This is a genomic window from Legionella antarctica (assembly GCF_011764505.1).
Taxonomy (GTDB): Bacteria; Pseudomonadota; Gammaproteobacteria; order Legionellales; family Legionellaceae; genus Legionella; species Legionella antarctica.
This window is the reverse complement of the sequence record NZ_AP022839.1, coordinates 130,640-157,270: the sequence shown is the minus strand read 5'-3', so window position 1 is coordinate 157,270 and position 26,631 is coordinate 130,640. Positions and strand designations below refer to the sequence as shown.

The window sequence follows — 26,631 nt, the reverse complement described above, 5'->3', positions numbered from 1 at the left end:
TGTGATGGCAGTGAAACAATATACAATCTATTCAGCAGTACCTCCTTACGAGGCCAAAACCGTATCTGCTAGTGAACGAAAAAAATATTTAAATTGTAAATTTTGGAAGTCATCTAAAAAAGAGGCTGAAATATTTTTTTACCTTTATTTTTTGCCTCCGTGTTATTGGGGAATGGAGGTTGTCGTAGCCATTCTTAGTGGTGCGATATTTAAAGCAAATAGCACGGATCATCTACTTAAAAATATTAATGAAATTTATGTAATATATAAACAAGATCTGGAAAATGAGCATTTATTAAATAACAAAAAATATACAGAACTTATTCAGGCTATTGAGGCTGATAGTTCATATCGCAATTTTTCTGTCATCGATGATGCTGTATATTGGGCTTCTTCTAAGAAAATCATAAATGCCAATACGGAAAAATTAATTAGGCTTGAATTGGCAAAAACAAGAGTTAATGTTTTTAAAGAAAATGTAACAAGTGATTTTTTAAATGAGCAGATTCATTTATTAATTAATAGTGGGCATACTTATATTTTTTACAATGACGTGCAAAAACTATTATTCCCAGAGCATGATCTTTTCGCTGATTTAAAAGAAGAGGCTGAATCATCTGATAGAGTCATGGCTAATGCTTCATTGAACAGGAAGCATATTTATTTTGACATAAAGATTTTACTTAAATGGCTCATGCAAAAAGGTTATTTATCTGAGCAACTGACAGAAGCTTTTAGGCCAATTAAAGTCGAATCAATCAAAGAAAATATAGTTCCATATATGGGGGGTTATAATTCTTTGCAAAAGTTAATTCAGCAAGGTGCAGATCGGGATGATTTACTGTATGAAGTTTTACAAGGAAGACCTCTTTATTGGAAATATCCAATAGACTGCAAATGCCGAAAAGACATTGATAATTATTGTGTCTGTAATCATGGTGTACTTTGGAGAGCAACTAAATCTTCGGTAAAGCATGAAGTTACAGCGACACAACGATTGGATGGTTTTGGACAATTAAAACAGAACGTAAGTGATGATACCTTTGATTGTCGATTTGGCGGACTGACTGTAGATATGTTGCGCCACAACAAGTTGCCTCAAAAAACCAGCGGCACATATTATGAAGTTGAAATAGTTTCTACAAAAGAAGAAGTTGTTTACGATGTGCAGCCTTTCATAAAAATTTCTCACGATGAATTAATTGCAGCTATCGCTGATGATAGGCTTGGATTTTTGGAAGATATAACATTACATCAAGTGAATGACCCAGATAACGCTAAAAACCCTTCAGAGACTAAAAAAGATAAAAAAAAGTCACCCACCAGATTGCAATTATTAATCCAAAAAAAACTCATTGAATCAGAAGATAAAACTCCGGAAACCATATGGAGAATAATAAGAAAAGAACGAGATTTGTGCCTATGGATCGATTTAATTGAGCCATGGAGTGATGGCAGGAGCGCTACGATAAAGTGGGGTACACGCAAAACTACAAACAAAACTTTGTCTCGTGCTGCCTTTGAAACATATGTAAGCAAATTAAACAGAGGGAAACAAGTTTTTGCCAAAGAAGACTATGACGAGGTTTATGAAAATGAGGATAACTAACAATCCAACTTATAAAAAATAAGTAACCGATTGGCTACTTCATAATAAACAGCAACGCAGATAACTCAAAAAAATTGTCATCGCAAATGTCATTAGCGTCATAAAATGACACCGGCGATGAAATCACTATGAAAAACTGCTCCTATACATGGCAACTTCGTCATGTTTTCATAAGGAGTAGACAACATGTCTCAACAATTCGAAGTATTACACAAGCGATACATCCCTGTTCCAAATTGGAATAATCATCATGAATGGCCGCGCATTGGTGGCTTGCGCAATCTTATTTTCAACAAAGATAAGAACGGCTTCGACAAAGTAATAAAAAAAGTCGGCAAACGCGTCCTAATTGATGAAGTAGCCTTTTTTCAGTGGGTAGAAAATCAAGGACAGGGTGCTTAATGCTATGACTAAAATAAATAGCCCAGACAGCAAGCTGGGCAATCTTAAATCTAAGCGGCTTTATAGTAATGCAATCCGTTCTCAACAGGCAAGAATTTTGAAGCATTTTGAAGAATGTCCAAGATTGTCCACCCTCCAGGCTCGGCATGAGTATGGAATTTTACATCCCGGAGGCCGCATCATGGAGCTGCGTAAAATGGGCTACAAAATTGATACCCACTGGACAGACGAGGCTGATAACAATGGTGAACCACATCGCATAGGTTTGTACGTTTATCAGGGTAAAGTTAGGGGGCATCATGGAAATCAATAAATACACCAATTTGTTTAATTTAGTACAGTGCCTAAATATAACAGTTGAAAGTCTCAGCAAAGCGATTCAATTGGCTGAACGATTGCCTTCTGAACGATACAACGCGGGCATGTTTCTATTTAAGATGTGCTTGATGGTACATGAGCATTGCATCAAACGTATTGAGATAGAGCGCGGGGAGGTAATTTAATATGTCTCGAATCAGAACTATCAAACCCGAGTTCTGGGTGAGTGAGCAAACTATTGCTTGCTCACCTAATGCAAGGTTACTTTTTATCGGCATGTGGAATTTTGCTGATGATAGCGGGGTACATCCAACCTCTTATGTGCGTCTTAAGGCTCAAATATTTCCTGCCGATAATTGCACTACAGAAGAAATCAAAAATTGGGTAAATGAGCTTATTAACAATGGGCTTATACGTGAATATGCTATTGATGATAAATCTTACTGGGTTATAACGGGTTGGAAAAATCATCAACGCATCGATAAGCCAACATACCGTTACCCACTACCACAATCTGAATTGAAGAAAATCAAAGATAATTCGACGATTACTCGGCGAGGAGTCGACGACTCTTCATTGAGTACTCTTCGTTCGCTCGATGAGCCCTCGCCCACGGAATGGAAGGGAATGGAAGGGATAGGAAAGGAAGTAAATATATGTGAAGTTGAAACTTCACCTGTACTTAATTCTGAAACAAATTTATCAGCCGACATACAAACCATATTTGAGCACTGGCGATCCGTAATGAATCACCCACGCGCTAAACTTGATCAAAAGCGTCAACGCAAGATTGCGCAAGCCCTAAAACTAGGTTTCAGTGTTGCAGAGCTTAAGCAAGCTATTGATGGCTGTTCAATGACCCCGCACAACATGGGTAAAAATGAAGGCAATCAACTATACAACTATATCGACTTGATTTTTCGTAATGCGGAGCATATCGAACGATTTATTAATAATGCCGGGGGGAGCCATGCGATGACTCCCCATTTCAGTGCAGATGATTTAATGGCAGGAGTGATTTAATATGATGATGGCAAAAAATGTATCACGGCAATTATCTCAGCGCGCTGAAGATATTGCCCGCTACTTGTTACCCAATGGTTGCAAAGCAGGGCATGAATGGCGGGTTGGTAGTGTCAGCGGTGAAGCTGGAAGATCACTGGGCGTTCATCTCATCGGGGAAAAAGCCGGTATATGGTCTGATTTTGCAAATGGTGATAGCGGTGATTTATTAGATCTTTGGTCGACAACGCGCAATTTAACACTGTCTGAAGCAATTAGAGAAGCCGCCCACCACCTCGGTATGGATTTCCCTAAATTTGAGGCTTACAAGCCCTCACACTTCGTTAGACCCACACTTGAAGTTATTACCGAGCTACAGTTATCATCGCCAGTTATGCGCTATTTGATCGATGAAAGAAAATTGACCTCGGAGACAATCACCGCTTATAAAATAGCTGAGCGAGGTCGCCAAATTATTTTCCCTTATTTGCGTGACGGTGAGCTGATCTTTGCAAAATACATTGGTTTAGACCGACATGATAACAAAAAACAAATTGCTGTTGAGCCCAATTGTGAACCCTGCTTGTTTGGATGGCATTTAATCCCCGCAAATACGCGTACAGTGACGCTATGTGAGGGTGAAATTGATGCCATGACATTATACCAGTATGGGTTCCCTGCATTATCTGTTCCATTCGGAGGAGGTAATGGCAAAAAGCACCAATGGCTTGAATATGAGTTTGAGAGGCTGGCTATTTTTGATGAAATTTACTTATGTTTAGATGATGACGAACAAGGACAAACTGCCAGTCGAGAGTTAGTTGAGCGTTTAGGTCGTCATCGTTGTCGTATTGTAAAATTGCCTATGAAAGATGCCAATGAATGTTTGAAAGCGAATCTTGCAGAAGAAACTATAAGGTTATGCTTTATTGAGTCACAGACACTTGATCCAAGTGAATTAAAATCGGCTCATCACTTTGTTGATCAAGTTATTGAAGAATTTTATCCTACACCCGGTGTACATCTTGGGTATGACACACCATGGCAGAAGACACATGGTAAAATTCTTTTTCGTCCAGATGAGCTTTCAGTTTGGACAGGAATAAATGGTCATGGAAAAAGTCAGTTCCTCGGTCAAATCATTCTCCATGCCATGAAACAAGGTGCACGTGTATGTATTGCAAGCCTTGAATTGAAACCAAAAAGATTGTTAATGCGGCTAACTAGGCAAGCAGGAGCTCGAGCAGAGCCTTCCCATGAATATATCCGCGCCATTCATAAGTGGTATGAGAATAAACTTTGGTTATTCGATTTGGTCGGCACTGCAAAATCTAAACGCTTGTTGGAGGTTTTTCTCTATGCTCGCCAACGTTATGGTATTGACGTGTTTGTCATTGATTCGTTGATGAAGCTTGATATTGCTGAAGATGATCTTAAAGCCCAAAAAGCACTTATGGAGCAACTATGTGATTTTAAGAATCAGCATGACTGTCATATCCATATTGTTGTTCATCCACGTAAGGGAGCTGATGAATCACTACCACCCGGTAAGCTTGATAATAAAGGCACGGGCGCAATCAGTGATTTAGCTGATAACTGTTTTAGTATTTGGCGTAATAAGAAAAAGGAGGAGTTGGTTCAGAAACAAGCAACTGGCACAAATTTAACTGGAGATGAGCTGAAAACTATCGATGCTTCAGATTGCTTGTGGCGTTGTGACAAACAACGCAATGGCGACTGGGAGGGCAAATTTGGCTTCTGGTTTGATCCTGCTTCATTACAATATCTAAGCAGCCCAACTCATAAACCTATGCGAATAGTAGATTATTCAAAAAATAATGAGATAACTTAATTTTCTTTATCACTATCAATGGGATTTTTCAATTCAGACAAAGGGGGAATTAATTCCCCTACATCAACATTTAAAGTAAAAGCAATTTTTATTAAATTTTGTACCGATATGTTTTGCTCACCACGCTCAACCCTTCCCATATAGGTTCGCCCCAAAGTGGCAGCAGCGGCCAAGCCTTCTTGCGAAAAGCCTCTTGAAGCCCTTACTGAACGAATTTGGTCACCTATTTTAATAAGGTTTGCGTGTTTTCTTATCATAGGATAAGTAAACCTATTGCACCTTATAAGTTCCACACCCAATAAGTGGTGTTTATTCTGAAAATGATGTAATATTGCCCACGAGATCAAAATATGAGCAGAAAAACATTGTCAAAAAGAGAATATATTTATATGAACGTTTTAAACGAAATGACGGGCTCTAACTATTATCGCCTTAAACTTATAGGCGGATATTTTTTATCCATATTTGTCTGGGTGTTAATTACAAACTGGGATAATTATCATCCCACCGCTGCGGCTATTGGTGGCACATTAGGTTTATTATTAAGCCCTTCGTTTTTATTAGCCTGTTATGCGGCAGTAAGGCTTTTTAAAGATTTACCTGCGGTGGTGAAGCATGTATTGGGTATCAGTATTGGTTTGATAGCTAATGTACTTATTCGTTTGATATTAAGAGGTCATGTATGAAAGCAGCAATGATGGGTATTTTATTATTTTTTGCACCTTTACTAGCAACCGCGCAGAGCATGCCTCCAAAATTAGATAGCCTTTTTAGGATTGCAATAAGCGATCATATTAATAAAACTATGCACGATGAATTTTGGAGCGAATTACAAAAATATGACGACAAAAATGAGATAAAAAAAGCTACCGAGTCTATGAAGATGGGACTTCTTCCTGCTCAGGAAATGCAACAAGAAATCTGGGAAAGTGCTCAGATTTCTTACCACAATAATAAAGTAGTTAAAACACAGAAACTAATTGAGCTCGAAAAAGAAATACCGAATAAAATGAAAAATCTTTATCCTTATGATAAAAACTCTAGTAATTATGCAATTGCAGTTAAGGCTTTTGATGAGCAATATGCATTGGCAAGAAAAAACACCTTATTGCTACTAGAAGCATCGGCCTCACATCGTCACCAATTTTTTTCTGCTGAAGGCCAATCCTTTGCATTGAGTGAAGATATAATTAATAAGACGGCAAGTAATTTAAGCCAATCTACCAAACGTATAAAAATACTTCTCACAGAAGAGTGGGATCAGGAACAGGCTTCTTTAGCCAATCAAAAATAATCTTATTTGTTGTCTTTGCTAAAAGCCCTAAAATGACTGGTAGACCAACTGGGAAAATTGTGTGCCACCGGATGGCAGCACCATTAAAATCAACCCAGCTATTAATTTGCTCATTTTTAAAGCATCAATAAAAATCACTGGCAAACAACTTCAGAAAATTGCGCGGCACCGGACTCATACCCCAGTGCAAAAACCCCTGATCCCCCCTCTTGCATCAAAACAATTTGGGAATTGAAACTCGATCCACTATTCTTATTTCTAATAGTTAAATTCTTTAATAAACTTCTTACTACGCTGAATAATTTGTCTCATCTCTAATCTAAAGTCTTTAGCCTCACCTGTTGATTCGCCATGCTTTAAAGCGTTTATATTATAGCGTGGAGCACCTGAACCTTTAGCGCCACCATGAACACGACAACGGGCTTTTCCTCTCATTGCAGGGCAACGACAAGGCTTACCATTGTTTCCTTTGGTTCTTGCCCCACATCTTTGTGCACTTTCAAAAGCGTAGGCCTTTTTCTCGGTTCTTGAGGTTGTTTTCATTTTTTTTCCTCTTTAACCCTACCCCCTTGAATATTTCCTACTATTGCTTGTCCTCCCTGATGAACATCAACTCGCTCAACAATGATTTTTTGACCACCAACACCTTGTAGCTTTGCAAGAATATTGGCTTGTTGGACGAAACAATTAGAAAGTTTTATTGCAGCATTGGTGAAATACTGTTGCACCTTTATGCCTTCAGATGCGTTAGCGTAAATCATAGATTTTTGTTGTAAATGGTGGATAGACAACATTTGAGCAGCTAACATGGATTGAAGACCATCTTTTATATGCAAAGCCTCCATTCCTTCTCTAGTCTTTTCCCAAGCACCCTCTAAATTAAAGTTTTTATCTCTGAAATCATTGGTTGCTAATGTGGTGTCATGAATTATGCGCTGCGTAAATTTCTCGTGTCGCTTAGCAGGGTGATTGTGTTGTTTAAATTCTTTCATTTGCGATGATTTTTGAATGGTCATTAGAACCCCCACGGATAATTAAATTCAATTATCACAGCAACGTTAGCCTTTATAAATAGGCACAAAGCATGAACTTTCATGGGGCACTAGTGGGGCAATTGGTGGTAATAAGTAGTAATAAATCACAATAAGTCGCAATATCTATTTTTAAATAACCTATTGATAATATTGTTTATATTGATTGTCATTTATTGTAGTGTATAATCCACACAGGACTGTTAATCATTAGGTCGGCGGTTCGAGCCCGTCCCAGGGAGCCATCTAGCTATTTCAAATGGCTTCTTAATCGCTTATAATCCTTCGTAATCCATTGATATATTTATAAAATCTCATGGATCTAGTTACTCAAATCGTTCTCAACTATTCGTTTTATTTCGCATAAATTCGCGCACCCTTTGGGTAAAATTTTGGGTAAGGTATCTTATTCACTATAAATCCGAGGTTGCCATAGTTGAGGTAACTGATTATGTTAACTGATTTAAAAATCCAACGACTGAAAGTAGAAGCGATAGTGTCGCTAAGCTCGTGATTGATTTTAGCCATCCATGGCTGAAATCGACTCGCAAACGCGACAAGTATGCCTCCGGCGGCCCTGGCCGTCCTGTGTCCGCTTGTTTTTTCACCCCATTCGGGGTTCAAAAACAACGCTACCCCAATGACTGACGCCTTTTCGGATGCCTTATATTTTGCCTGCGGCAAAACATCCGGCTCTAAGGCTACCAGGGACTACCAGCCTCGCTCGTTCCTCGCTTCCTTGGCTGGCAGCGATGGAAAGAACAAGCGACATGCTGATCGTGATGGCTTGGTACTTGAAGTCAGAGCCAGTGGTAAAAAAATGTTTATATTCCGTTTTCAATGGAGAAAGAAGCCACAGACAATAACGCTAGGCCATTATCCTAGCCTATCTCTTGCTGAAGCCCGTAATATGGTTACAGCCTACCGTGAACAGATTCAACACGATATCGATCCAAGAAAAAACGCTTCAGAAGAGAAGGAAACTACGTTACGAGAAGCAGCTGAGCTATGGAAGCAGAAAAATATCCATCGTTGGCGAGAGCGCACACAAACTTTGCATCAACGCAGTTTAATCAGAGACATTTACCCAACTCTTGGTGACAAGCCTCTAAGTGAAATTGGCAAAACTGATCTACTTGGTTTAGTTAACTCACATGAACAAAACGGCCATCATGAAATAGCCCACCGCCTATTTAATCGATTAAAAGTAATTTTTGATTTTGCTGTTGCTTCTGGATTAACTGACAACTACCCGTTCATTGGTTTGCAAAAAGCATTAGCCCCCAAACCAAGAATAAAAAATCAACCAGCCATCACCCCTAATGAAGCTCATGAGATGATGGAGGCTGTTAAAAGCAGTACAGCCAGCAAAATCACCAAGCTCTACATTGAATTGCTTTCCCACCTGTTCACACGGCCATCAGAGCTACGACTAGCACAATGGTCTGAGTTCAATCTTCAACAAGAAGAGTGGCATGTACCAGCGGAAAGAATGAAAATGGCTGCCCCTCATTGGGTTCCCTTATCAAAGAAAGCTATAGAGCTATTAAAAGAACTACGCCTGATTACAGGCTTTAAGCCATACCTATTCAACACTCCTTCAATGCCAAAACCTCAACCAATCAGTGAAACCAGTGCGCGTAAGCTTTTACATAGTGCTGGCTACAAAGATCGCCATACATTACATGGTTTTCGTTCTTTAGCTTCCTCTGTTTTGCATGAACGGAGTTCTTTCAGAAGTGATGCAATTGAAGCTCAGCTTGCTCATAAGGTTCAAGGAGTGAGAGGGGTTTATTTACGTGCTGATTTCAAACAAGAACGTAGACAATTGATGGACTGGTATAGCGACTGGTTGATGAATTGCCTCAGTAATTTTTTGCCAATTAATAAAATCAGTGGGAAATAAAATATGTCGATAATTATACAATATCAATCTGAAGAACAAGCTCTTGATGGTTCAGCCACGGGACAATTACTTAGTGAAGAAATGCTGAATATACTTAAAGAATCAGTTAAAGATAAAGAAAAAATGAAGGCAAAAGCTCAAATGCTCACTAAAGTCCTCAAAGTTGATGGATTACCCCCCGAAGTCATTAATATACTTATCAGACCGTGGTATAGAGCAAATATGCTAGCCTCATGGTGGGAATATGTAAGCTGGAGTGACGAAAAAGATAGGGCTCAAGACTACCTAGATTTAATTGCTAAATTTGAAAAAATGCTAAACCGCGATCAAGGTAATATTATTAAATTAATGTTATTTATGACCTCTTCCGAACTAGACATATCCAAGCTTTTCTTAACTTTAGAAGAACTCAAAGAATTTTTTAGTATTTTTCTTAATCTTGAATTTCAAAATGGCAAGCCATGTTCTGCTATGTACTTCATCCGATATGCAATTAACAGTCTCTTTTACATGGCAAAACAAATGGGGCTGAAAGATACCGGAAAGCCTACCCAGCTAAACCAATATATGGAAATAGTTACACAACGATCCTACATTGAGAGAAATAAAGACCGTTCATTATTTAATAAGCTTAATTTTCAGAATGAATATGATAAAAATAAAAACATACCGCTTTGGTATATTTACAATCCGCACTGCAAAACAACAAATAATCTTTTAACTCAAATCAGAACCCACTATAAATAATTGGCTCAATAATACACAACCATTCCTGACACCCTCCTAAATTTCAAGGTGTCGGGAATATATCTCCCTATTCACTTCAATTCATAATTCATTCATCGAATTCTTGAGAACAATTCGAGTAACTAATAGTAGTTTATAGGAGATATGATTATGAAAGACTTACCATCATTACTGCTTTATCCAAATGAAGCACGCAACCTTTTGGGTGTTCGTACAACCAAATTCTACGAGCTAGTAAAACTCCCAGACTTTCCCAAACCCAGAAATCCTCTAGGCAAACGCCCTATGTATCTTAGAAAAGAAATCGAAGATTGGGCATCTAACTTAACGGCAGCCAACTAAATCATAAGGAGTTTGAAATGGAGCAGATAAAAAATCACCCAGTCGGTCAACTGGGTAATTCTAAGCTAACAAAACAATTGTATGGTAATTCATCCGCATCACAAAGAGCAAGAATTTTGAAGCACTTTGAAAGCTGTCCACAGTTATCGACAATGCAAGCCAGAGATAAATATGGAATTATGTCACCTGCGCCTAGAATTGAGGAACTCCGTAAAAAAGGTTATCAAATCAGTACACAACGCATTACTGAGATTGATAGAAATGGTGTGCCACATCGCATGGGTCTATATGTCTTTATAGGGAAAAAGGAGGCATCTCATGCTTAGTAAAAAACAACATTATAGGGAGATTACAAGCCGTTTAACCGATGTTGCAATAAGCTTTGTACAAGGTGTCTTAATTATAAAAAAAACACCATCTCCAGCATCTATAGACTCAGCTAAAAGAGTGATAAATATGGCTCTAGAAAATATTAAAGAACTTGAAAATTTTCTAGAGGGGGATAATTAATATGTCGAGAATTAGGACTGTTAAGCCCGAGTTTTGGACAAGTGAGCAGGTATTAGCCTGTTCACTTGCTGCCAGATTACTTTTTATTGGTATGTGGAGTTTTTGTGATGATAATGGTGTCCACACTGCTTCATATAAGCGTCTTAAAGCAGAAGTGTTTCCTGCAGATGACATCCCAGTATCTGAAGTAGAAAAATTAATCACCCAACTTATTCAAAATGATTTATTACGGGAATATGAGGTTGAGAATAAAACATACTGGATAGTCACTGGATGGAAAAAACATCAACGAATTGATAGACCGACTTATCGACACCCCTTGCCTCAATCGGATCTGAAAAAAATAGAGGATAACTCTACGATTATTCGCAGAGAACTAACTGCCCCGTCATTGATAACTCACCATGTGCTCGATGAGCCCTCTACTACGGAATGGAAAGGAATGGATAGGATAGGAATGGAAAAAGAAATACGTGAAGTTGAAGCTTCACCTGTTGATATTTCCGAACCAAATTCATTAGCCAGCATTCAAGAATTATTTATTTATTGGCAGACAGTAATGAATCATCCCCGAGCCATATTTGATGCGAAACGACAACGTAAGGTCGCACAAGCACTCAAATTAGGTTATAGCCTAGAAGATCTTAAAAAGGCAATTGATGGCTGTTCTAAGACACCATACAACATGGGTCAAAATAATAGCGGTCAAGTATATGACGATATCAGTTTAATTTTTCGCGATGCAGATCATATAGAGCGCTTTATGAATAATGCTAATAGTACGGCACATGAGACAAATAGTACGAATGATTTAATGGCGGGGGTGATTTGATGATGGCAAAAGAGATTTCACGGCAACTCGCGCAACGAGCAGAAGATATTTCTAGTTATTTATTGCCGAATGGGAAAAGACTCGGTGCTGAGTGGCGTGTTGGTAGTATTGATGGTGAATCAGGGAAATCATTAGGTGTTCGTCTTACAGGTGAAAAAGCTGGAATATGGTCAGACTTTGCAAATGGTAAGAGCGGCGATTTGCTTGATCTCTGGGCTATAACACGGCATATAACCCTTGCAGAAGCCATTAAGGACGCTGCCCATTACCTTGGTATAACTTTACCAAAATTTGAGGCACATAAACCTTCAAATTACGCTAAACCAAAATTAAAAAATGGTGCTGAATTAACCTTATCATCCCCAGTAATAAATTATTTGGTTAATGAAAGGAAACTGAGCTTGGAAACCATTAGAGCTTATAAAATTGGCGAACGTAACTGTGAAATTATTTTCCCATATTGGCGTAATGATGAGCTGGTTTTCATAAAATATCTTAAATTGGAACGTACCGGTAATAAAAAAAGTATGTCCGTTGAAGCAAATTGTGAACCCTGTTTATTTGGCTGGCATCAATTACCTCTTGATGCGCGCACCGTAGTTATATGTGAAGGGGAAATTGATGCAATGACATTACAACAATATGGCTTACCGGCACTTTCTGTACCTTATGGAGGTGGGAGTGGCGATAAACAACGCTGGATTGAATATGAGTTTGAGCGCCTAGCTATTTTTGATCAGATCTATTTATGTTTTGACGCAGATAAGGAGGGCCACAATGCTACGCTTGAATTGGTAGAGAGGTTAGGACGGCATCGCTGTCAAATCGTTACATTACCATACAAGGACGCAAATGAATGTCTACAGGCTGATGTGTCACAAGAGGTAATACAGCAGTGCTTTGATAAGGCCAGAACGCTTGATCCAGAAGAATTAAAATCTGCCAGTGAGTTTTTTGATCAAGTTGTTGATGAATTTTATCCTGTATCAGGTTTTCATCTTGGATATAATGCCCCTTGGGAAAAAACTAAAGGTAAAATTCTGTTTCGCCCGGATGAACTTTCCGTTTGGACTGGAATAAATGGTCATGGAAAAAGCCAATTTCTTGGACACATTATATTGGAGATGATGCGCCAAGGAGCCCGAGTTTGTATTGCTAGCCTTGAATTAAAACCTAAGCGCCTATTAATGCGACTCACACGCCAAGCAAGCGCACTGGCTGAACCTTCTATTGAATATATAGAGGCTATTCATCAATGGTATGGAGATAAATTATGGCTGTTTGATCTAGTAGGTACAGCAAAGTCTCAACGGTTACTTGATGTGTTTACTTATGCTAGACAGCGGTATGGAATTGATGTTTTTGTAATCGACTCATTTATGAAATTAGATATCGCAGAAGATGATCTTAAAGCCCAGAAAGCTTTTATGGAGCGACTATGCGATTTCAAAAACCAACACAATTGCCATATCCATATTGTCGTTCATCCTCGCAAAGGCGTTAATGAATCGTTACCGCCAGGGAAGCTTGATAACAAAGGAACAGGAGCGATAAGTGATCTGGCTGATAATTGTTTCAGTATTTGGCGTAATAAACAAAAGGAGGAGTTAGTTCAGAAACAAGCAACTGGTTCGACATTAACTGGAGCAGAGCTGAAAATTATTGATACTTCAGATTGCCGTTGGCACTGTGATAAACAACGTAATGGTGATTGGGAGGGCAAATTTGGCTTCTGGTTTCATCCTGCTTCATTACAGTATTTAAGTAGTCCAAATCATAAACCTATGCGAATGGTAGATTATTCTAATAGTAATGCTGTGGGTTAATCTTCTGCGCCTAGATCAATAGGACTTACCAATTCAGATAAAGGGGGAATCAATTCCCCTACATCAACATTTAAAGTAAAGGCAATTTTTATTAAATTTTGTACTGATATATTCTGCTCTCCACGCTCAACACGTCCCATATAAGTACGTCCTAACGTAGCGGCGGCCGCAAGCCCTTCCTGAGAAAAACCTTTGGAAGCTCTTATATCTCTGATTTGGTTCCCTAATTTAATAAGGTTTGCGTGCTTCTTTATCATAAAACTAGTAGAAGCGATCGCACCTTATAAGTTCCACACCCAATAGGTGGTGTTTACTCTGGAAATGATGTAATATTGCTCATAAGATCAAAATATGGTCATATCTAAATTATTTGTACAAGGATTTAAAAATGAAAACTATTGTAAGCTTGGTATTGTTAATTTGTAGCTTTGGAGTAAATGCTGCTGAAAACTGTGAATGGGTGATTGATGATGTGCATGGCTGGCACTGGGAATGTAGATAAACACCTATTTTAAATTAACCCAGTGAGCCTGTTTAACAGGCTTCTTCAATTAAGATTATGAGAGTGAAAAATGCCCTATATATTGATTAGCATATTTGTACTTCTACCAATTATTTTGGTCATTTTAATACACAAATTTGACGAAAAAGAAAATGATGGAGGTAGTATAAAACAGGCGTTTACTGAAGGCGATCTATTAGTTAAGCACCTTTGTTTGAGACTTAGAAGAGTACGATCCTCGCACTTGATGATAGCTTTATTAGTATGGATCACTTGGGAACTTATTAGCATCAATGAAAACTTATCAAATATTTCATCCAACACCTACGGCATTGACCAAAACACAACCAAACACTCTTATTAATAATGGCTGCTACCACCAGTTAGTTGCATTGTCAGCTCTACTCTTTGGAATTAAATGTGCATATTTAACGCACGTTTGAAAGTCGCTGGCAGACAACTCAAGAAACTTACGACACACCGGAGTCACCCCTGAGCACGAAAACCCCGCTCACCCCCTCCCACCTCTTGAACAATTTAGAAATTGAAACCCAATCATCTTAGCTAAACGTTTTAATTACCTTCTTACTATTCTGAATCATTTGTCTAAGCTCCAATCTAAAGGCTTTTGTCTCTCCAGTCGTTTCTCCATGCTTTAAAGCATTTGCATTATAATGTGGTGCACCTGAGCCCTTTGCGCCACCATGAACACGACAACGAGCTTTTCCTTTCATTGCAGGGCAGCGACAAGGCTTACCACTGTTTCCTTTGGTTCTTGCCCCACACCTTGGTGCATTATCAAAAGCATAGCGTTTTCTCTCGGTTCTTGAGGTTGTTTTCATATTTTTTCCTTATTGTTCGTACCCCCCTTGAATATTACCTACAATAGCTTGTCCTCCTTGGTGTACTTCAACTCGCTCCACGGTTATTTTTTGACCGCCAATGCCTTGTAATTTCGCCAACATATTAGCTTGTTGCACGAAACAATTTGTAAGTTTTATTGCTGCATTTGTATAGTACTGCTCTATTTTGGGCTGATTATTGCAATTATTAGCATAAGTCATTGCACGCTGTTGGAGCTTATGTACTGATAGCATTTGTGCTGCTAACATTGACTGCAAACCATCTTTGGCATTAAGTGCTTCCAGTCCTTCCTGATTTGTTTTTGTGGCTTCTTTTAAATCAAAGTGTTCTGCTTTGAAGTTGTTAGTAGCTAATACACTGTTATGAATTATTTCTTGCTTAAATTGATTGGGTAGCTTGTCATGATCTTGTATAGCTGTTTGCTTTGATGATTTTGAGAGCATAATATTAGTATTATCAAGAAAGAGAAAGGATCATTATCGCATTTTAAAAGCTATGATGCAGTGGTTTTTACGGGGATTAAGACCCCATCCTGAAAGGTCATTAGCTCTATATCTGGATTAATATGAGGGACGATTTTAAGAAGATTTTTATCATTGCTAGCAAATACGCTGGAGTGGGAGGCCTCAATTAACTGTAAGCTGTCAGCAAAGCGGTTACGAGCAGGAATGGCTCCATTTTTTAATGCTAAATAATATAGGTAAAGACGCGTATTAATCAGTGTGCGATGAGCCGGCAAAGAATTAATATTATGAAGAATTTTTTCAACATGCCAACGCTCTTTAGTGCTTTTAATGGTGTGATAAATCCATTCATAAACTATTTTGACTAAATCTTCTCGACTGAAAAACTGTTGTTTAAATTCATTAAAATTAGGCAGTTTGTGTTTACGAAGGTTTTGGTAGTTGTTGTCTCTAAAAAGCCTAATTCCTTCTTCACGCTGCTCAATAAAATTTCTAAACTCAGATTGATCGATAAGGGCCGGATTACTCATTCTTTTATCATAGGCCTCTTTAAGTAAGGGGCCAGCAGTATAAGCGAGGCTTTCTCCATATATTAGATGATTTACTTCTTGTTTGTATAAATGCGCTCTTTGGCAGAGATAGAAGGGTTTAAGTGTGGTGATTAATTTAAAAAGGCTTTCTCTTCGTTTCTTAGCCTTTGATAATTCGTAAGTAACATAAGGCCCTACGTAAAAGATAAAGTTATTTTCGTTAGGCTTAAAACCATTATCATGAATTTCATTTATAGTTGAAGTGTCTAAAAAAACGGTTTTCATAGCTTAACCTCCTGTTAAGCTGCTTATTATAGAACCATTTGTCGAGGCATTAAATAAATATCTTTTCTTAATCATTCCTATCTTTCCCTATTCATTCATATCAGTTATCATATCCAAAGTTGGGTAAGATCTTGGGTTAATTTTATAATCACTAGTTTTTATCTTATATATATCAACAGATTACAAAGCGGTTCGAGCCCGTCCCAGGGAGCCATATTCTGGAAGGGTTTTGGCGTTCTAGCTCGAAATTATCAAACTCAAATTTCAAAAAACGTTCCTCTAAACGTTCCTTTTAGCTCTTTGCTAGGCTTCCATTTCGGTTCTGTCGAAAATTTTTAAGGTAGTTAATACGGTTCGATTTTGTTGTGTGGTTAAGAGGCTAATTCATAAAATTGCTTCCAAGCAGGGATCTGTCCCAAGTGTTCCATCTGCCCTTTTTTAAGCATCCGGTGCAGTTCAATTCCCGCAATCGTAGCCTCTGCTGATTCAAACGATTTAAAACCAAGGGTGTATTTCGTGATATTTTTAATACCACGGTGGTCTTGTTCAATCATATTATTCAAGTATTTTATCCGCCTCACCTCGATCAATAAATGCCATAATCCATGAATAAATAGTAGGGTGTTAATTCGCTCAAGAGCTGCGGTATTTGATCCGGATTTATCAATGTTAACCTTTTCTGGAAGTCCACTAGAACCAATGGCTTTTTTGAAAAACTTCAATACAGCAGGGCGATCCCGCCTTTCAGAAAGCATGAAATCAATGGTCTTTCCCTCTTTATCTACCGCCCGGTAAAGATAAACCCATTTGCCATTTACTTTGATATAGGTCTCATCCATTTTCCAGCTGCGACCAACAGCTTTCTTCCTTTTTCTAAATTCAAGCTCCAGTAGAGGCGCATAGTGAACAACCCATTTTTGAACCGTTGAATGATCTAAATCCGCTCCCCGCTCTTCCATTAATTCTTCAATCGCACGATAACTTAATGGGTGCGCAACTTTCCATCGGACTGCCATTAATATTAAATCTCGTGGGAAATGACGTCCTTTAAAACTGATCATATTCTGCCTTCTTTAAGGGCATTATAACTTAGCTCCGCTATTTTCGACAGAACCCTTCTTGTGGCCCCGCTGATCTGCTTTCTGTTTCTGATGTTGCTTGTCTTGATTGATTTAACCTTTTTAATGTAGCTACATAACTTAAGACTGTATCCTCCTCTGATAAATCGGGTACTATTCTAGTCTCACTGATAGTGATATTCTTACCATCAATAATGATCACTGGACCTTCGTAAGTTGTCCCATCAACGATGGCTGTGGCTTTATCGGCACCAATTTTATCCTTTTCCTCTTTGTTTAAGAAGAACAGCTCACTCCGATATTTTTCACTTACAGGTACTATTTGATACTTGCCCTTTGCGATTTGAGTCATTTCACCAAATGTAGATATTCTATTGTCAATTTCTATTTTTCCAATATATTTTCCATTTATTTCCAATGAACAGGAAAATTTTTTTACAGATATTAGTGGCATCATAGCTGCTGTAACCCCTCATAATGATTCGGTGCTTTAATAAAGACTATACAAAAAAACCAATTAAAAGAAAAACTGATCACCAAAACTGTTCACATTGCCTACTGATTTAATTAAGGTTTATTAATAACTAAATATCTTATCCTCTCGAGGGCCAGCCAGAAAGGACACCAGACGTCTGTAAAAGGACAGGATATCTTCTGTTGCATTTTATGACAATCACCCTTAAGGTTAATGCTTATAAAGTTCTTATGCATCTTGCTTACATGGAGTAACAATGCGAAAAGATTCCACAATTTTATCCAAACCGCTGCAGTTCATTGTTTTCCCCAGGTTATCCAGAAAACAAATATTAATTCCTTTCTTTCTCTTCTCGTTCTTTTCAGTCATCGCCCATGCAGGGCCAAGTCACATGCGGGGAAAGCGATATTGTGAAATTATTTTATCCAAAAAAATTACTCATTACGTCATTTACAATACCCTGGGATTAAATAACTGCCCAGCAAACCTATGGGATAAGCTAACTGTTGCTCAAGTCAAACAAGAGACGGATTTTTCTTTCGTGCATTTAAATGGCCCACGCTTTTGGGTTGTAGATGGATTTAATCATTCAAATCGGATTAATCCTGTGATGAAAACAATCCAGGGGCTTAGTATGCGAGAAGCAGGAGAACTTAATATCAGGTGGGCAGATTTATTGAAATCCAGTTTTCCCTATTATCAACATGCAGTAACACGTCACACCAATTGGTTTTATGACAGTGGAAAACCTGTTTATGAACTGATTGATACCCATGGAGAGGTGTTTGTCATGCAATCCTACAGCACTCAAAAATCGCTCCAAACAGAACAATCGCTCACAAAACTGGGAACAACTCTTAAACTTCCAAAGGGCTGGATATTTAAAACAGGTATTCTAAAAAAAGCTGAATCCATCCAAACTGTTAATAATCTAGCCATTATAGTTCAGGATAATTTGGAGAACACCTATCAAAAAGCAAGCCATGATTTACTTGAGCATGAAGAGGATAAAGCTTAAAAAATAGCATGGGTTTAATTACTCTTAAGGATAAACGAATTGATTAGATGGAGGTTGTAGCATGTCATTTAAGTATGGATGGCTTATGATGGTTCTCTTGAGCATTTTCAGTAGGGCAGGAATATCCAGTCCTGTAGCCTTTAAAGATAAATTAATAGCTTTAAATTGTATGCTAGGCCTGTTAAAAGATAAAGCCAACCAGCTTGCTCATACAGACCAATTTAGTTTGATAGAAACCGTTATGGACGATCAATCCTTACACATCCTGCGCGAAAATAAATGGGTTTGTGGTAAATTTCTTAATTTAGATTCTTACTACCATAACCCGTCTCATAGCCTACTTGACTCACAACGGTTGTTAGCCAAACTTGGTTTGGTTTTTGCTGCAGAAATCGGGCTTGAGTGATGTTCATTCAAGCTTAAGAAACAAAGTTTACTTAAATAAAAAAGCAGCGCGACACATAAGAAAATCGCTATGACTTTTTGCGAAACGACCATAAAAGAGGAGAGGAAAATTGGTTAATATCACTCTTTCAAATAAAAACCCATGCTCTCAAAATCGCAAGGTTACTATCAATATCGATACGGGTCTTTGTCGGTTCACCAACAACAGAGAAATTGCTCTTGAGCAACTAATTAATGATGCAGATTTTATTCATCCTCTGATCCATGAACCCTATACCCCCATCAAAAATCAAATGTTTCACTATGAGTACAGTACCATTGAGGAACTTCTCTACTCAGGAATATTTGTTTACTCAAGGCTGATCAAAGCAGAAAAACCACATGATTGTATTTTCAGAATAAACCCATCCCCTCTTTTTCAAATATCGCCATCAGCTAAAGACATCCCTTTTTCAATTAACAGACGCCAATTCGCTCAAGAAACAATTTCTATTCACCAATTAGAAGCACTCATCAGTCATCTGTCTCAATTTAAATTTGTATTTTCTGAGGCCATCATTGTTGACAGCCAGTTTACGATTAAAGATTTGCCATTATCGATCGATGGTGATGCGTTATATACGACTGATAAAAAACTTATTACCCTATTAAAAACACCCCACGATTTCAGTCGCTATGAACTACGTTATATTAATCCTGAAATTGGCTTTGGCGTGTTTAGTAAAGGGACTATTGAGAAAGGGGAGATTATTTCATTTTATACTGGTATAAAAACCCATTCTTTACCCGAAACCAGGTTCTCATTTATACAGGCGCAAGATTGTTTCATGATGAAGATCGATGCGAGCCAATATGGCAATATAACTCGATTTATTAATCATGCGCCAAAACACAACACTTCTGCTCAATCAACTTTTATTGAAGCAAATATAAATTCGAGCAGTCATTATTTAAACGGGCTGGAAATGATCGTGTACTCAGCAACTAAAAAAATTTTTAAGGGGGAGCAGCTACTCGTGGATTATGGCAACAATTTTTTTCAAGACGAGGAATTATTTCTGTTTAAAACCAATGGCCGACTTATCAGGACTGATCGAAAGTTGGCCTGGAGTAATTCACAGAATACATTAAATAATTTAAAAATCATGGCTATCTATGGAGTAAAAAAAGCGCGACTTTATGTATTGCTACGAATGCTTTTTATATTCTCTCTGTTTGTAAGCGCCTTAGGTTTAACATCAATTTTATTGCGCTGAAAACCACTATTTCATTTAGGATCATTTTTGAGGGTATGTTACTCTTTATTAACTGGATAAAGGGATGGCTGCATGAGATTAAAGTTACTGAAAGGTACTATTCCATTGGTTTTTACCTATTGGTTGTTTGGGGTTCTTCCAGCCTTAATTTATGGGATGGCAGGAGTGCTCTTTGATAAATATTATTTAAAGATTTCCTTAATTCCCCATATAAAATGGTTTTTGTATCTGTATTTAATCTTCCCTTTCCTCTACTTTCCCTTTATCTTTATTGCAATTTGGAATAGCAGTAATCAATACAGTAAAAACAGACTCTGGCCTATTCTGGCCAAGCTTGCTGTGATTTTAGGAACTTTATTTCTTCTGGCAGGTGTTTTTCATATAATCAAACAGTTAATGCATCGTAATGATGTAACATACAAGATCACCCAGGAAGTTAATCTGATTAATAAAAGCCTGCCTGTTAAGGTAGACGATAAGACTGAAATAGAAGCAATTTCTTTTGATAACAACCGAGTCACTTATGTTTATCGCCTGATAAATAAAGATAAATCCTCAATCAGCATCAATGTTTTTTCTTTTCTCATTAAACCCAGATTGATTCATCTTGTGTGCAATAATGTTGCGTTAAAAGAGTATGTCTTAAAAGAGATAGCTATTTCTTATCATATAATTGACCAAAAAAGAGCCCATGTATACGATTTTACAGTTACATCAAAGGATTGCAATTGAAGAATTAGTGCTCCTTTGCGTATCTGTAACTGGAGTAACCCTCTCGAGTTATTTGCTACAGATACGTTAAATATTAATCAAAAGCACAAAACACCAATTTGATATATAATTTAACTAATAACATAAATCCAGGGTGTTGAATATGAACAAGGATGCTGAAGCATTAGAAATTTATCATAGAAACATTGGTAAGGAAGAAAAAATTCGTCTGCTTGAGGAGCTGGCTCTTGATTTCCACAATGAACTCGAAGCCCAGGACCAGAATATGCGACCGGAAATTCATACCAAATTATCTGAAGGATTACGGTTAGCAACTAACTTTATCAGGGAGCTGCGCGCTCAAAATTGATCCTTGTTGAATGAATCGGTGATATCCAGGTAAATGCTCATGCAGACTCTGCACTACCAGAGTAACGACATATCAGTTAACATCTTGTCCGAATTTATCACTATGCCCATTAATAATAAATAATATTATTTACAAACCGTTGCCTTTTTCTTACTATGCCCAAAATTTAAATAGTGGAGCGACAAATGCCTGGTTTTTTTTCAAATATAAATAGCACATGGAATGGATATCATCCCTTGCGAACACGCTTCGCTGATGCGGTTCCCGTTCCGCAAGAAAGTTATTTTCACCCGATAAAATCCATAAGCGATATGGCTACTTTAGCTATTCGCCCGATTGAAAAGCCACTCTGGCTTGCTTTTAATACGTTGGGTTTTTTAATTAAAACCATTCTTAATTTAGCGATTTCTGTTGTATTAGCTCCTTGTGCCTTGGTCCTTGCCTTAGTAGCACCAAACTCTGATTTAAGGCGTGCAACCTGTAATGCATTCAAACTTGCTGCAGCTGAAACTGTGGTCTCTGTAGGTATGGGAGTCATTGCTTTATTTTCCGCTGTAATGGCACTGGTGTTTAATCCGCTTCATGTCGTTACCCGCGCAGCAGCTACAGTTGTTGATAGCATTAATTCAACAATGGAATCTTGTTGTGGTTTAACTACTGCCAGATTATGATATGAACTATTAAAACCGCATCAGACAAGGGATATGTTTATGCAAGTAAAAGCAGCGGTGGCTTTTGAAGTGGGCAAACCACTGGTTATAGAAGCTGTCGATTTGGATGGACCTCGTGAGGGCGAAGTCTTGGTCGAAATCAAGGCGACCGGTGTCTGTCACACAGACGCCTATACTCTTTCTGGAAAAGACCCTGAGGGGCTTTTTCCAGCAATTCTTGGTCATGAAGGGGCAGGGATAGTGGTTGAAGTAGGAAAAGGTGTCCACAGTTTAAAATTTGGGGACCACGTCATCCCATTATATACTCCTGAATGTTATCATTGTGAATACTGTTTGTCGCGCAAAACCAATCTGTGTCAGGCAATACGCTCTACCCAAGGTCGAGGCTTAATGCCTGATGGAACCTCCCGGTTCCACTTCAATGGACATAACATTCATCACTATATGGGTACATCAACTTTTGCCAATTATACTGTATTACCAGAAATTGCTTTGGCAAAAATCCGTAGTGATGCCCCCTTTGATAAAGTATGTTATATCGGTTGCGGGGTAACCACAGGAATTGGCGCTGTTCTTTTTACAGCTAAAGTCGAAACTGGCAGTCGAGTGATTGTTTTTGGCTTAGGGGGAGTTGGACTCAATGTGATTCAAGGTGCACGCATGGTTAATGCAGCCCAGATTATTGGCGTTGACATTAATCCCGCTCGTGAAGAGCTCGCCATCAAAATGGGTATGACCGATTTTGTTAATCCTGAAGAGATACATGGTGATTTAGTTGCTCATTTGATTGAACTTACTCAAGGTGGAGCAGATTACACTTTTGAATGTGTTGGAAATGTGCAACTTATGCGCCAAGCTTTAGAAGCGTGTCATAAAGGATGGGGTGTATCGACCATCGTTGGGGTTGCCCCGGCCGGCCATGAAATCGCAACCCGCCCCTTTCAATTAGTTACCGGGCGTGTTTGGCAAGGGTCGGCATTTGGTGGTGCACGAGGACGAAGTGATGTACCTAAAATTGTAGATTGGTATATGGAAGAACGTATTAATATCAACGACCTAATTACCCATGTAATGCCAATAGAAAGAATAAATGATGCCTTTGAGCTAATGCATCGTGGCGAATCGATTCGCACAGTACTTACCTTTTAAAAAAATTCCTATAGGATTGATGAACACGGAGCGACTATGACCTATCAATTAATCGAAGCCCATCAATGCTTTGATGGCATACAAAGTGTTTACACTCATTGGTCTGATGAAACTCAAAGCGACATGCGTTTTGCGATCTATCTTCCTCCAGCTGCTCAACAAAGGAGGGTGCCCGCCCTCTATTGGCTATCGGGATTAACGTGTTCTGAGCAAAACTTTATTTCTAAAGCAGGGGCACAACGCATCGCTGCAGAGCTTGGTATTGCCATTGTTGCTCCCGATACCAGTCCTCGCGGCTTAACGCGGATTGGGGCAATAGAGGAAGAGGCCCTTGGTGAAGCTGCAAGTTTTTATGTCGATGCTACTGTAATGCCCTGGGTCGACCATTATCGCATGTATTCTTATATAAGCAGTGAATTGCCTCGTATCATTACTGAAAATTTCCCAGTAGATAGGAAACGTTGTGGTATATTTGGCCATTCAATGGGGGGGCATGGTGCTTTAACTATTGGTCTGAGAAATCACCAACTATTTCGCAGCCTTTCTGCCTTTGCTCCCATGTGCGCACCGACTCAAGTATCCTGGGGAAAAACTGCCTTTCAAAATTATTTGGGTGAAAATAAGCGAACCTGGCAACAATACGATGCGTGCCGCTTGATGATGGATCATCCATGGCCGCATGGAGAAATCCTTATTGATCAAGGCAATGTTGACCCATATCTAGTGGCTCAATTAAAGCCTGATTTATTTGAAGCAGCTTGCATGCAAGTGAATGTCCCCTTAAATCTGCGTATGCATGAGAAATATGATCATAGTTACTATTTTGTTGCCACTTTTATTGAAGATCATTTGCGTTTCCATGCTAAAAATTTAAGTGATTAATTATGTGCCGTATGTTACTTCCTTAAAGATGAGGATTATCTATATCTGATAGATCTAAATCCTCATCCTCTTCTGAAGACTCTTGAGTCAAGGGGGCTAAACTGGAAAATGTTTCTTCTTCCAAACGAGATTGCCCCGGATTATCTGGCATCTGAGAGAGCGTTGATGGTGATTGAACAGAAGAAGACTGCAAATCTTTTATCTTTGCACTAATGCGCTCCAGCTCTTGATTCAATTCAGTCATTTCGGAATCCCTGTTAGTGTTAATAAGATTTTTAACACTGGACATTTCTGGTTCCTCTCGTTCAAAAGCTGCTTTTGCCTCATCTCTATTCGTAGCGGATAACTCATCATTTTTATCCAAGAGGAAATATTCATCTCCTTCTTTAACTATTTTTTTATCTTTAGGTACAACAAAATCAGCTTTGTCAAATGATTTGACCTCCTCCCCATTCTTGTTGTACATCACCTTAGCACCCTTGACGACTGACAGCATGTCTTTTAATGTGCCTATCTGTATATTTTTGGCATTTAAAACATTGACCCTTTTTTTTGCCTCATCAATTTGCCCGTCATTTATCAATTTATCTATTGCAGCAGCTTCTTTCCCTCTCTCTTCCTCGCTGCCTTCAAGTCGCGAAAGTTCACTCTCTATTGAGGCTAAGGCCTTGGTTTTATCGTTGAGATCAACCGTTTTAACAAATTTATCGACCTCTTTTATGTTTTTATCATAATCGTCATAAAGCTTCGTCTTTTGTTCAATCTCATCATTCACATCATCTAACTCTTCATTTAAATCCTGGATTTGCGCTCCAATGGTAGTCTCCATGTCCTTAGGCTTCATAGGGGGGGATAATGGTGTTATCGGTTGCAGATTAAACATTTCTTTCTTTGTATCCGCTTCTTTGTCCTCTTCTTCTTCCCGCAGACCTCTTAAAAAAGAGCTTTCTGCTGCTTTCTTTGTCATTTCTTGAGTGAAATTTTGTAGTTCTACCATTTTTTTCACTATAGCTTCAATAAGTTGAGCCACAATAGATGCACCAACTTTCGTTTTCAACAGGGCGTCAACTGTTGAAGGAGTTTGTAACCCGAGTCTTCCCACTTCCTCTTCAATACGCTCACTGTCATTTGCCATAATAAAACCCTTGATAAAAAAATAAATGCCTATGTTTTATTATAGACTGCGTTACATCCAGTGTACTTAACCTGGGCATCTTATAGTCAGGTGTTGTTAAATTTATATTAATGCGAAGTTTAATAAAGAACCAATTCGCGCAATACTGCAGTAGCATAAGAACCTGCAGGCAGAGTAAAGGATAACTCTGCTATGTTATCCTTAAGCTTATAGTCTAACTGTTCTATATGGAGGACATTGGCACGCCATGCTTCTTCCAACCCTTGTTTTTCCAGGCCAGTCAACCATGGTTGCCAATCAGCATAAACAGAGTCAATAAGTTGTAGTGCAGTCTTTTTTACCATATTCTTTCTCTTGCCAGGCAAAGGAGTTGCTGGAGAAATATCCTTCTCTTTAATCCGACGAACTAGCTCACTGTCAACCTCATCAATAGCAAAAATGCTATTCGATCCCTTAAGTTGCATCACATCTCCGGGAAGAGGAGTGTTCCAGGTTAATTCTTTAACTCGTTTTGATAAAATCAAATTATAAAGCCATGAACGGGCCGCGGAGCAATACATACCCTTTAAAAATCTGTCCTTCACTTTGCGTCCCTGGACCAAAAATTCTTCCGCTTTTATCAGGTTGCCGCCTTCACGACCGAAACGCTGCTCACCAAAATAGTTCGGAACACCTGTTACTTTAATTTGCTCTATACGCTTTACCAATTCATCTGCATTAGAAACGTCTCGTAACTTCATGACAAAATGATTGCCCGTTAAAAATCCTGGCCTTAGTTTTTTATGATGACGAGTGTATTCCAGCACTTTCCAGCCCGAGCCCTCCAACGTATTTACCCCTTCAATCTCCTCCCCAGGAGCATGGATACTAAGCCACTGCGTAGTGAGTGCCTGACGGTCTTTCAAACCGGCGTAGCTGATTAACTTTACCGGCTTATTAACCAATCGAGCTAAAGATTTGATGACATCCTCTGTAGTTAACCCTCTTTTTTCAATTTTGAGAACAATATGTTCCCCTTCGCCACTGAACTGCCCGTTAAAAAACTCATTGACTTGAAAGTCTTCCGGGACCAACTTAAAAGTTGCGCAAGATTCCGGTTTGCCAAAAACTCGTGGCCAATCTAGAGAGTACATTACCGTTATCCTCATATTAAAAAGTTACGAG

General features: G+C 38.6%; 34 protein-coding genes. 23 read left to right on the top strand and 11 right to left on the bottom strand.

Annotation, left to right across the window (positions count from 1 at the left end; translation table 11 throughout):
- Nucleotides 1-4: 4 nt before the first annotated feature.
- The 6 genes from HRS36_RS00860 (at nucleotide 5) to HRS36_RS00835 (ending at nucleotide 5,183) form a co-directional block, all read left to right on the top strand.
- Nucleotides 5-1,609 (top strand): hypothetical protein, encoded by a 1,605-nt coding sequence (locus HRS36_RS00860; protein WP_173235662.1) that lies wholly within the window; start codon nucleotides 5-7, stop codon nucleotides 1,607-1,609.
- A gap of 186 nt (nucleotides 1,610-1,795) precedes the next feature.
- Entirely contained in the window at nucleotides 1,796-2,011 is a 216-nt protein-coding gene (locus HRS36_RS00855; RefSeq protein ID WP_173235660.1) for a hypothetical protein, read from the top strand.
- Between the two features lie 4 nt (nucleotides 2,012-2,015).
- A complete protein-coding gene (locus tag HRS36_RS00850) occupies nucleotides 2,016-2,324 on the top strand; it encodes a helix-turn-helix domain-containing protein (protein ID WP_173235658.1) in 309 nt (102 codons plus the stop codon).
- A complete protein-coding gene (locus tag HRS36_RS00845) occupies nucleotides 2,311-2,514 on the top strand; it encodes a hypothetical protein (RefSeq protein ID WP_173235656.1) in 204 nt (67 codons plus the stop codon). Before HRS36_RS00850 ends, HRS36_RS00845 begins: the two co-directional genes overlap by 14 nt.
- Before the next feature lies 1 nt (nucleotide 2,515).
- Entirely contained in the window at nucleotides 2,516-3,352 is an 837-nt protein-coding gene (locus HRS36_RS00840) for a hypothetical protein (protein WP_173235654.1), read from the top strand.
- Nucleotide 3,353: 1 nt separating this feature from the next.
- On the top strand, nucleotides 3,354-5,183 hold the full coding sequence (locus HRS36_RS00835; RefSeq protein ID WP_173235652.1) for a bifunctional DNA primase/helicase: 1,830 nt from the start codon (nucleotides 3,354-3,356) through the stop codon (nucleotides 5,181-5,183).
- Here HRS36_RS00835 and HRS36_RS00830 read toward each other — a convergent pair.
- Nucleotides 5,180-5,440, bottom strand: a complete 261-nt coding sequence (locus HRS36_RS00830; RefSeq protein ID WP_173235650.1) for a helix-turn-helix domain-containing protein — start codon at nucleotides 5,438-5,440, stop codon at nucleotides 5,180-5,182. The genes HRS36_RS00835 and HRS36_RS00830 overlap by 4 nt on opposite strands.
- A gap of 132 nt (nucleotides 5,441-5,572) precedes the next feature.
- On the opposite strand from HRS36_RS00830, the gene HRS36_RS00825 reads away from it, so the two are divergent.
- Nucleotides 5,573-5,869 (top strand): hypothetical protein, encoded by a 297-nt coding sequence (locus tag HRS36_RS00825; RefSeq protein WP_173235648.1) that lies wholly within the window; start codon nucleotides 5,573-5,575, stop codon nucleotides 5,867-5,869.
- The gene (locus HRS36_RS00820; RefSeq protein ID WP_173235646.1) at nucleotides 5,866-6,477 is read left to right on the top strand and encodes a hypothetical protein; all 612 of its coding nucleotides are present in this window, start codon (nucleotides 5,866-5,868) and stop codon (nucleotides 6,475-6,477) included. The genes HRS36_RS00825 and HRS36_RS00820 overlap by 4 nt, the downstream gene beginning before the upstream one ends.
- 258 nt (nucleotides 6,478-6,735) lie before the next feature.
- Here the strand turns inward: HRS36_RS00820 and HRS36_RS00815 are convergent, their stop codons facing one another.
- Entirely contained in the window at nucleotides 6,736-7,020 is a 285-nt protein-coding gene (locus HRS36_RS00815) for an HGGxSTG domain-containing protein (RefSeq protein ID WP_173235644.1), read from the bottom strand.
- Nucleotides 7,017-7,493: a hypothetical protein gene (locus HRS36_RS00810; protein WP_226905533.1), complete on the bottom strand. Its 477-nt coding sequence runs from the start codon at nucleotides 7,491-7,493 to the stop codon at nucleotides 7,017-7,019. The genes HRS36_RS00815 and HRS36_RS00810 overlap by 4 nt, the downstream gene beginning before the upstream one ends.
- A 655-nt stretch (nucleotides 7,494-8,148) precedes the next feature.
- Between HRS36_RS00810 and HRS36_RS00805 the strand changes: the two genes are divergently transcribed.
- The 7 genes from HRS36_RS00805 (at nucleotide 8,149) to HRS36_RS00775 (ending at nucleotide 13,671) form a co-directional block, all read left to right on the top strand.
- Nucleotides 8,149-9,414: a tyrosine-type recombinase/integrase gene (locus HRS36_RS00805; protein WP_173235642.1), complete on the top strand. Its 1,266-nt coding sequence runs from the start codon at nucleotides 8,149-8,151 to the stop codon at nucleotides 9,412-9,414.
- 3 nt (nucleotides 9,415-9,417) lie between these two features.
- Nucleotides 9,418-10,161: a hypothetical protein gene (locus tag HRS36_RS00800; protein WP_173235640.1), complete on the top strand. Its 744-nt coding sequence runs from the start codon at nucleotides 9,418-9,420 to the stop codon at nucleotides 10,159-10,161.
- A 150-nt stretch (nucleotides 10,162-10,311) separates the two neighbouring features.
- The gene (locus HRS36_RS00795) at nucleotides 10,312-10,503 is read left to right on the top strand and encodes a helix-turn-helix transcriptional regulator (RefSeq protein WP_173235638.1); all 192 of its coding nucleotides are present in this window, start codon (nucleotides 10,312-10,314) and stop codon (nucleotides 10,501-10,503) included.
- A 17-nt stretch (nucleotides 10,504-10,520) separates the two neighbouring features.
- A complete protein-coding gene (locus HRS36_RS00790; protein ID WP_173235636.1) occupies nucleotides 10,521-10,829 on the top strand; it encodes a helix-turn-helix domain-containing protein in 309 nt (102 codons plus the stop codon).
- On the top strand, nucleotides 10,822-11,013 hold the full coding sequence (locus HRS36_RS00785) for a hypothetical protein (RefSeq protein WP_173235634.1): 192 nt from the start codon (nucleotides 10,822-10,824) through the stop codon (nucleotides 11,011-11,013). Before HRS36_RS00790 ends, HRS36_RS00785 begins: the two co-directional genes overlap by 8 nt.
- Before the next feature lies 1 nt (nucleotide 11,014).
- The gene (locus HRS36_RS00780) at nucleotides 11,015-11,845 is read left to right on the top strand and encodes a hypothetical protein (RefSeq protein ID WP_173235632.1); all 831 of its coding nucleotides are present in this window, start codon (nucleotides 11,015-11,017) and stop codon (nucleotides 11,843-11,845) included.
- The gene (locus tag HRS36_RS00775) at nucleotides 11,845-13,671 is read left to right on the top strand and encodes a toprim domain-containing protein (protein ID WP_226905532.1); all 1,827 of its coding nucleotides are present in this window, start codon (nucleotides 11,845-11,847) and stop codon (nucleotides 13,669-13,671) included. The genes HRS36_RS00780 and HRS36_RS00775 overlap by 1 nt, the downstream gene beginning before the upstream one ends.
- Here HRS36_RS00775 and HRS36_RS00770 read toward each other — a convergent pair.
- The 6 genes from HRS36_RS00770 to HRS36_RS00745 all read right to left on the bottom strand — a co-directional run bounded on the left by HRS36_RS00770 (nucleotide 13,668) and on the right by HRS36_RS00745 (nucleotide 17,852).
- The gene (locus tag HRS36_RS00770; protein ID WP_173235628.1) at nucleotides 13,668-13,928 is read right to left on the bottom strand and encodes a helix-turn-helix domain-containing protein; all 261 of its coding nucleotides are present in this window, start codon (nucleotides 13,926-13,928) and stop codon (nucleotides 13,668-13,670) included. The genes HRS36_RS00775 and HRS36_RS00770 overlap by 4 nt on opposite strands.
- An 805-nt stretch (nucleotides 13,929-14,733) precedes the next feature.
- Complete coding sequence (locus HRS36_RS00765; RefSeq protein ID WP_173235626.1) at nucleotides 14,734-15,015, bottom strand: HGGxSTG domain-containing protein; 282 nt, start codon at nucleotides 15,013-15,015, stop codon at nucleotides 14,734-14,736.
- 9 nt (nucleotides 15,016-15,024) lie between these two features.
- Nucleotides 15,025-15,480 carry a hypothetical protein gene (locus HRS36_RS00760; protein WP_173235624.1) on the bottom strand — a complete coding sequence of 152 codons (456 nt, stop codon included), beginning with the start codon at nucleotides 15,478-15,480 and terminating at the stop codon, nucleotides 15,025-15,027.
- A 50-nt stretch (nucleotides 15,481-15,530) separates the two neighbouring features.
- Entirely contained in the window at nucleotides 15,531-16,316 is a 786-nt protein-coding gene (locus tag HRS36_RS00755) for a hypothetical protein (RefSeq protein ID WP_173235622.1), read from the bottom strand.
- Nucleotides 16,317-16,687: 371 nt separating this feature from the next.
- Entirely contained in the window at nucleotides 16,688-17,377 is a 690-nt protein-coding gene (locus HRS36_RS00750; RefSeq protein WP_173235620.1) for an IS6 family transposase, read from the bottom strand.
- Between the two features lie 37 nt (nucleotides 17,378-17,414).
- Nucleotides 17,415-17,852, bottom strand: a complete 438-nt coding sequence (locus HRS36_RS00745) for a hypothetical protein (RefSeq protein WP_173235618.1) — start codon at nucleotides 17,850-17,852, stop codon at nucleotides 17,415-17,417.
- A 274-nt stretch (nucleotides 17,853-18,126) separates the two neighbouring features.
- On the opposite strand from HRS36_RS00745, the gene HRS36_RS00740 reads away from it, so the two are divergent.
- The 8 genes from HRS36_RS00740 (at nucleotide 18,127) to fghA (ending at nucleotide 24,332) form a co-directional block, all read left to right on the top strand.
- Nucleotides 18,127-18,888, top strand: a complete 762-nt coding sequence (locus HRS36_RS00740) for a hypothetical protein (protein WP_226905531.1) — start codon at nucleotides 18,127-18,129, stop codon at nucleotides 18,886-18,888.
- A gap of 61 nt (nucleotides 18,889-18,949) precedes the next feature.
- Nucleotides 18,950-19,294, top strand: coding sequence for a hypothetical protein (locus HRS36_RS00735; RefSeq protein ID WP_173235616.1), 345 nt, complete (start codon nucleotides 18,950-18,952; stop codon nucleotides 19,292-19,294).
- 109 nt (nucleotides 19,295-19,403) lie between these two features.
- Entirely contained in the window at nucleotides 19,404-20,549 is a 1,146-nt protein-coding gene (locus tag HRS36_RS00730) for an SET domain-containing protein-lysine N-methyltransferase (RefSeq protein WP_173235614.1), read from the top strand.
- Between the two features lie 72 nt (nucleotides 20,550-20,621).
- Nucleotides 20,622-21,281, top strand: a complete 660-nt coding sequence (locus HRS36_RS00725; RefSeq protein ID WP_173235611.1) for a hypothetical protein — start codon at nucleotides 20,622-20,624, stop codon at nucleotides 21,279-21,281.
- Between the two features lie 142 nt (nucleotides 21,282-21,423).
- On the top strand, nucleotides 21,424-21,630 hold the full coding sequence (locus HRS36_RS00720) for a hypothetical protein (RefSeq protein WP_173235609.1): 207 nt from the start codon (nucleotides 21,424-21,426) through the stop codon (nucleotides 21,628-21,630).
- 236 nt (nucleotides 21,631-21,866) lie between these two features.
- Nucleotides 21,867-22,301, top strand: coding sequence for a hypothetical protein (locus HRS36_RS00715; RefSeq protein ID WP_226905530.1), 435 nt, complete (start codon nucleotides 21,867-21,869; stop codon nucleotides 22,299-22,301).
- A 39-nt stretch (nucleotides 22,302-22,340) separates the two neighbouring features.
- Nucleotides 22,341-23,450 (top strand): S-(hydroxymethyl)glutathione dehydrogenase/class III alcohol dehydrogenase, encoded by a 1,110-nt coding sequence (locus tag HRS36_RS00710; RefSeq protein WP_173235605.1) that lies wholly within the window; start codon nucleotides 22,341-22,343, stop codon nucleotides 23,448-23,450.
- A gap of 36 nt (nucleotides 23,451-23,486) precedes the next feature.
- On the top strand, nucleotides 23,487-24,332 hold the full coding sequence (gene fghA, locus HRS36_RS00705) for an S-formylglutathione hydrolase (RefSeq protein ID WP_173235603.1): 846 nt from the start codon (nucleotides 23,487-23,489) through the stop codon (nucleotides 24,330-24,332).
- Between the two features lie 22 nt (nucleotides 24,333-24,354).
- Here fghA and HRS36_RS00700 read toward each other — a convergent pair whose 3' ends face one another.
- Entirely contained in the window at nucleotides 24,355-25,467 is a 1,113-nt protein-coding gene (locus HRS36_RS00700; protein ID WP_173235601.1) for a hypothetical protein, read from the bottom strand.
- Nucleotides 25,468-25,586: 119 nt separating this feature from the next.
- A complete protein-coding gene (gene truD / locus HRS36_RS00695) occupies nucleotides 25,587-26,600 on the bottom strand; it encodes a tRNA pseudouridine(13) synthase TruD (protein ID WP_173235599.1) in 1,014 nt (337 codons plus the stop codon).
- Nucleotides 26,601-26,631: the final 31 nt, after the last annotated feature.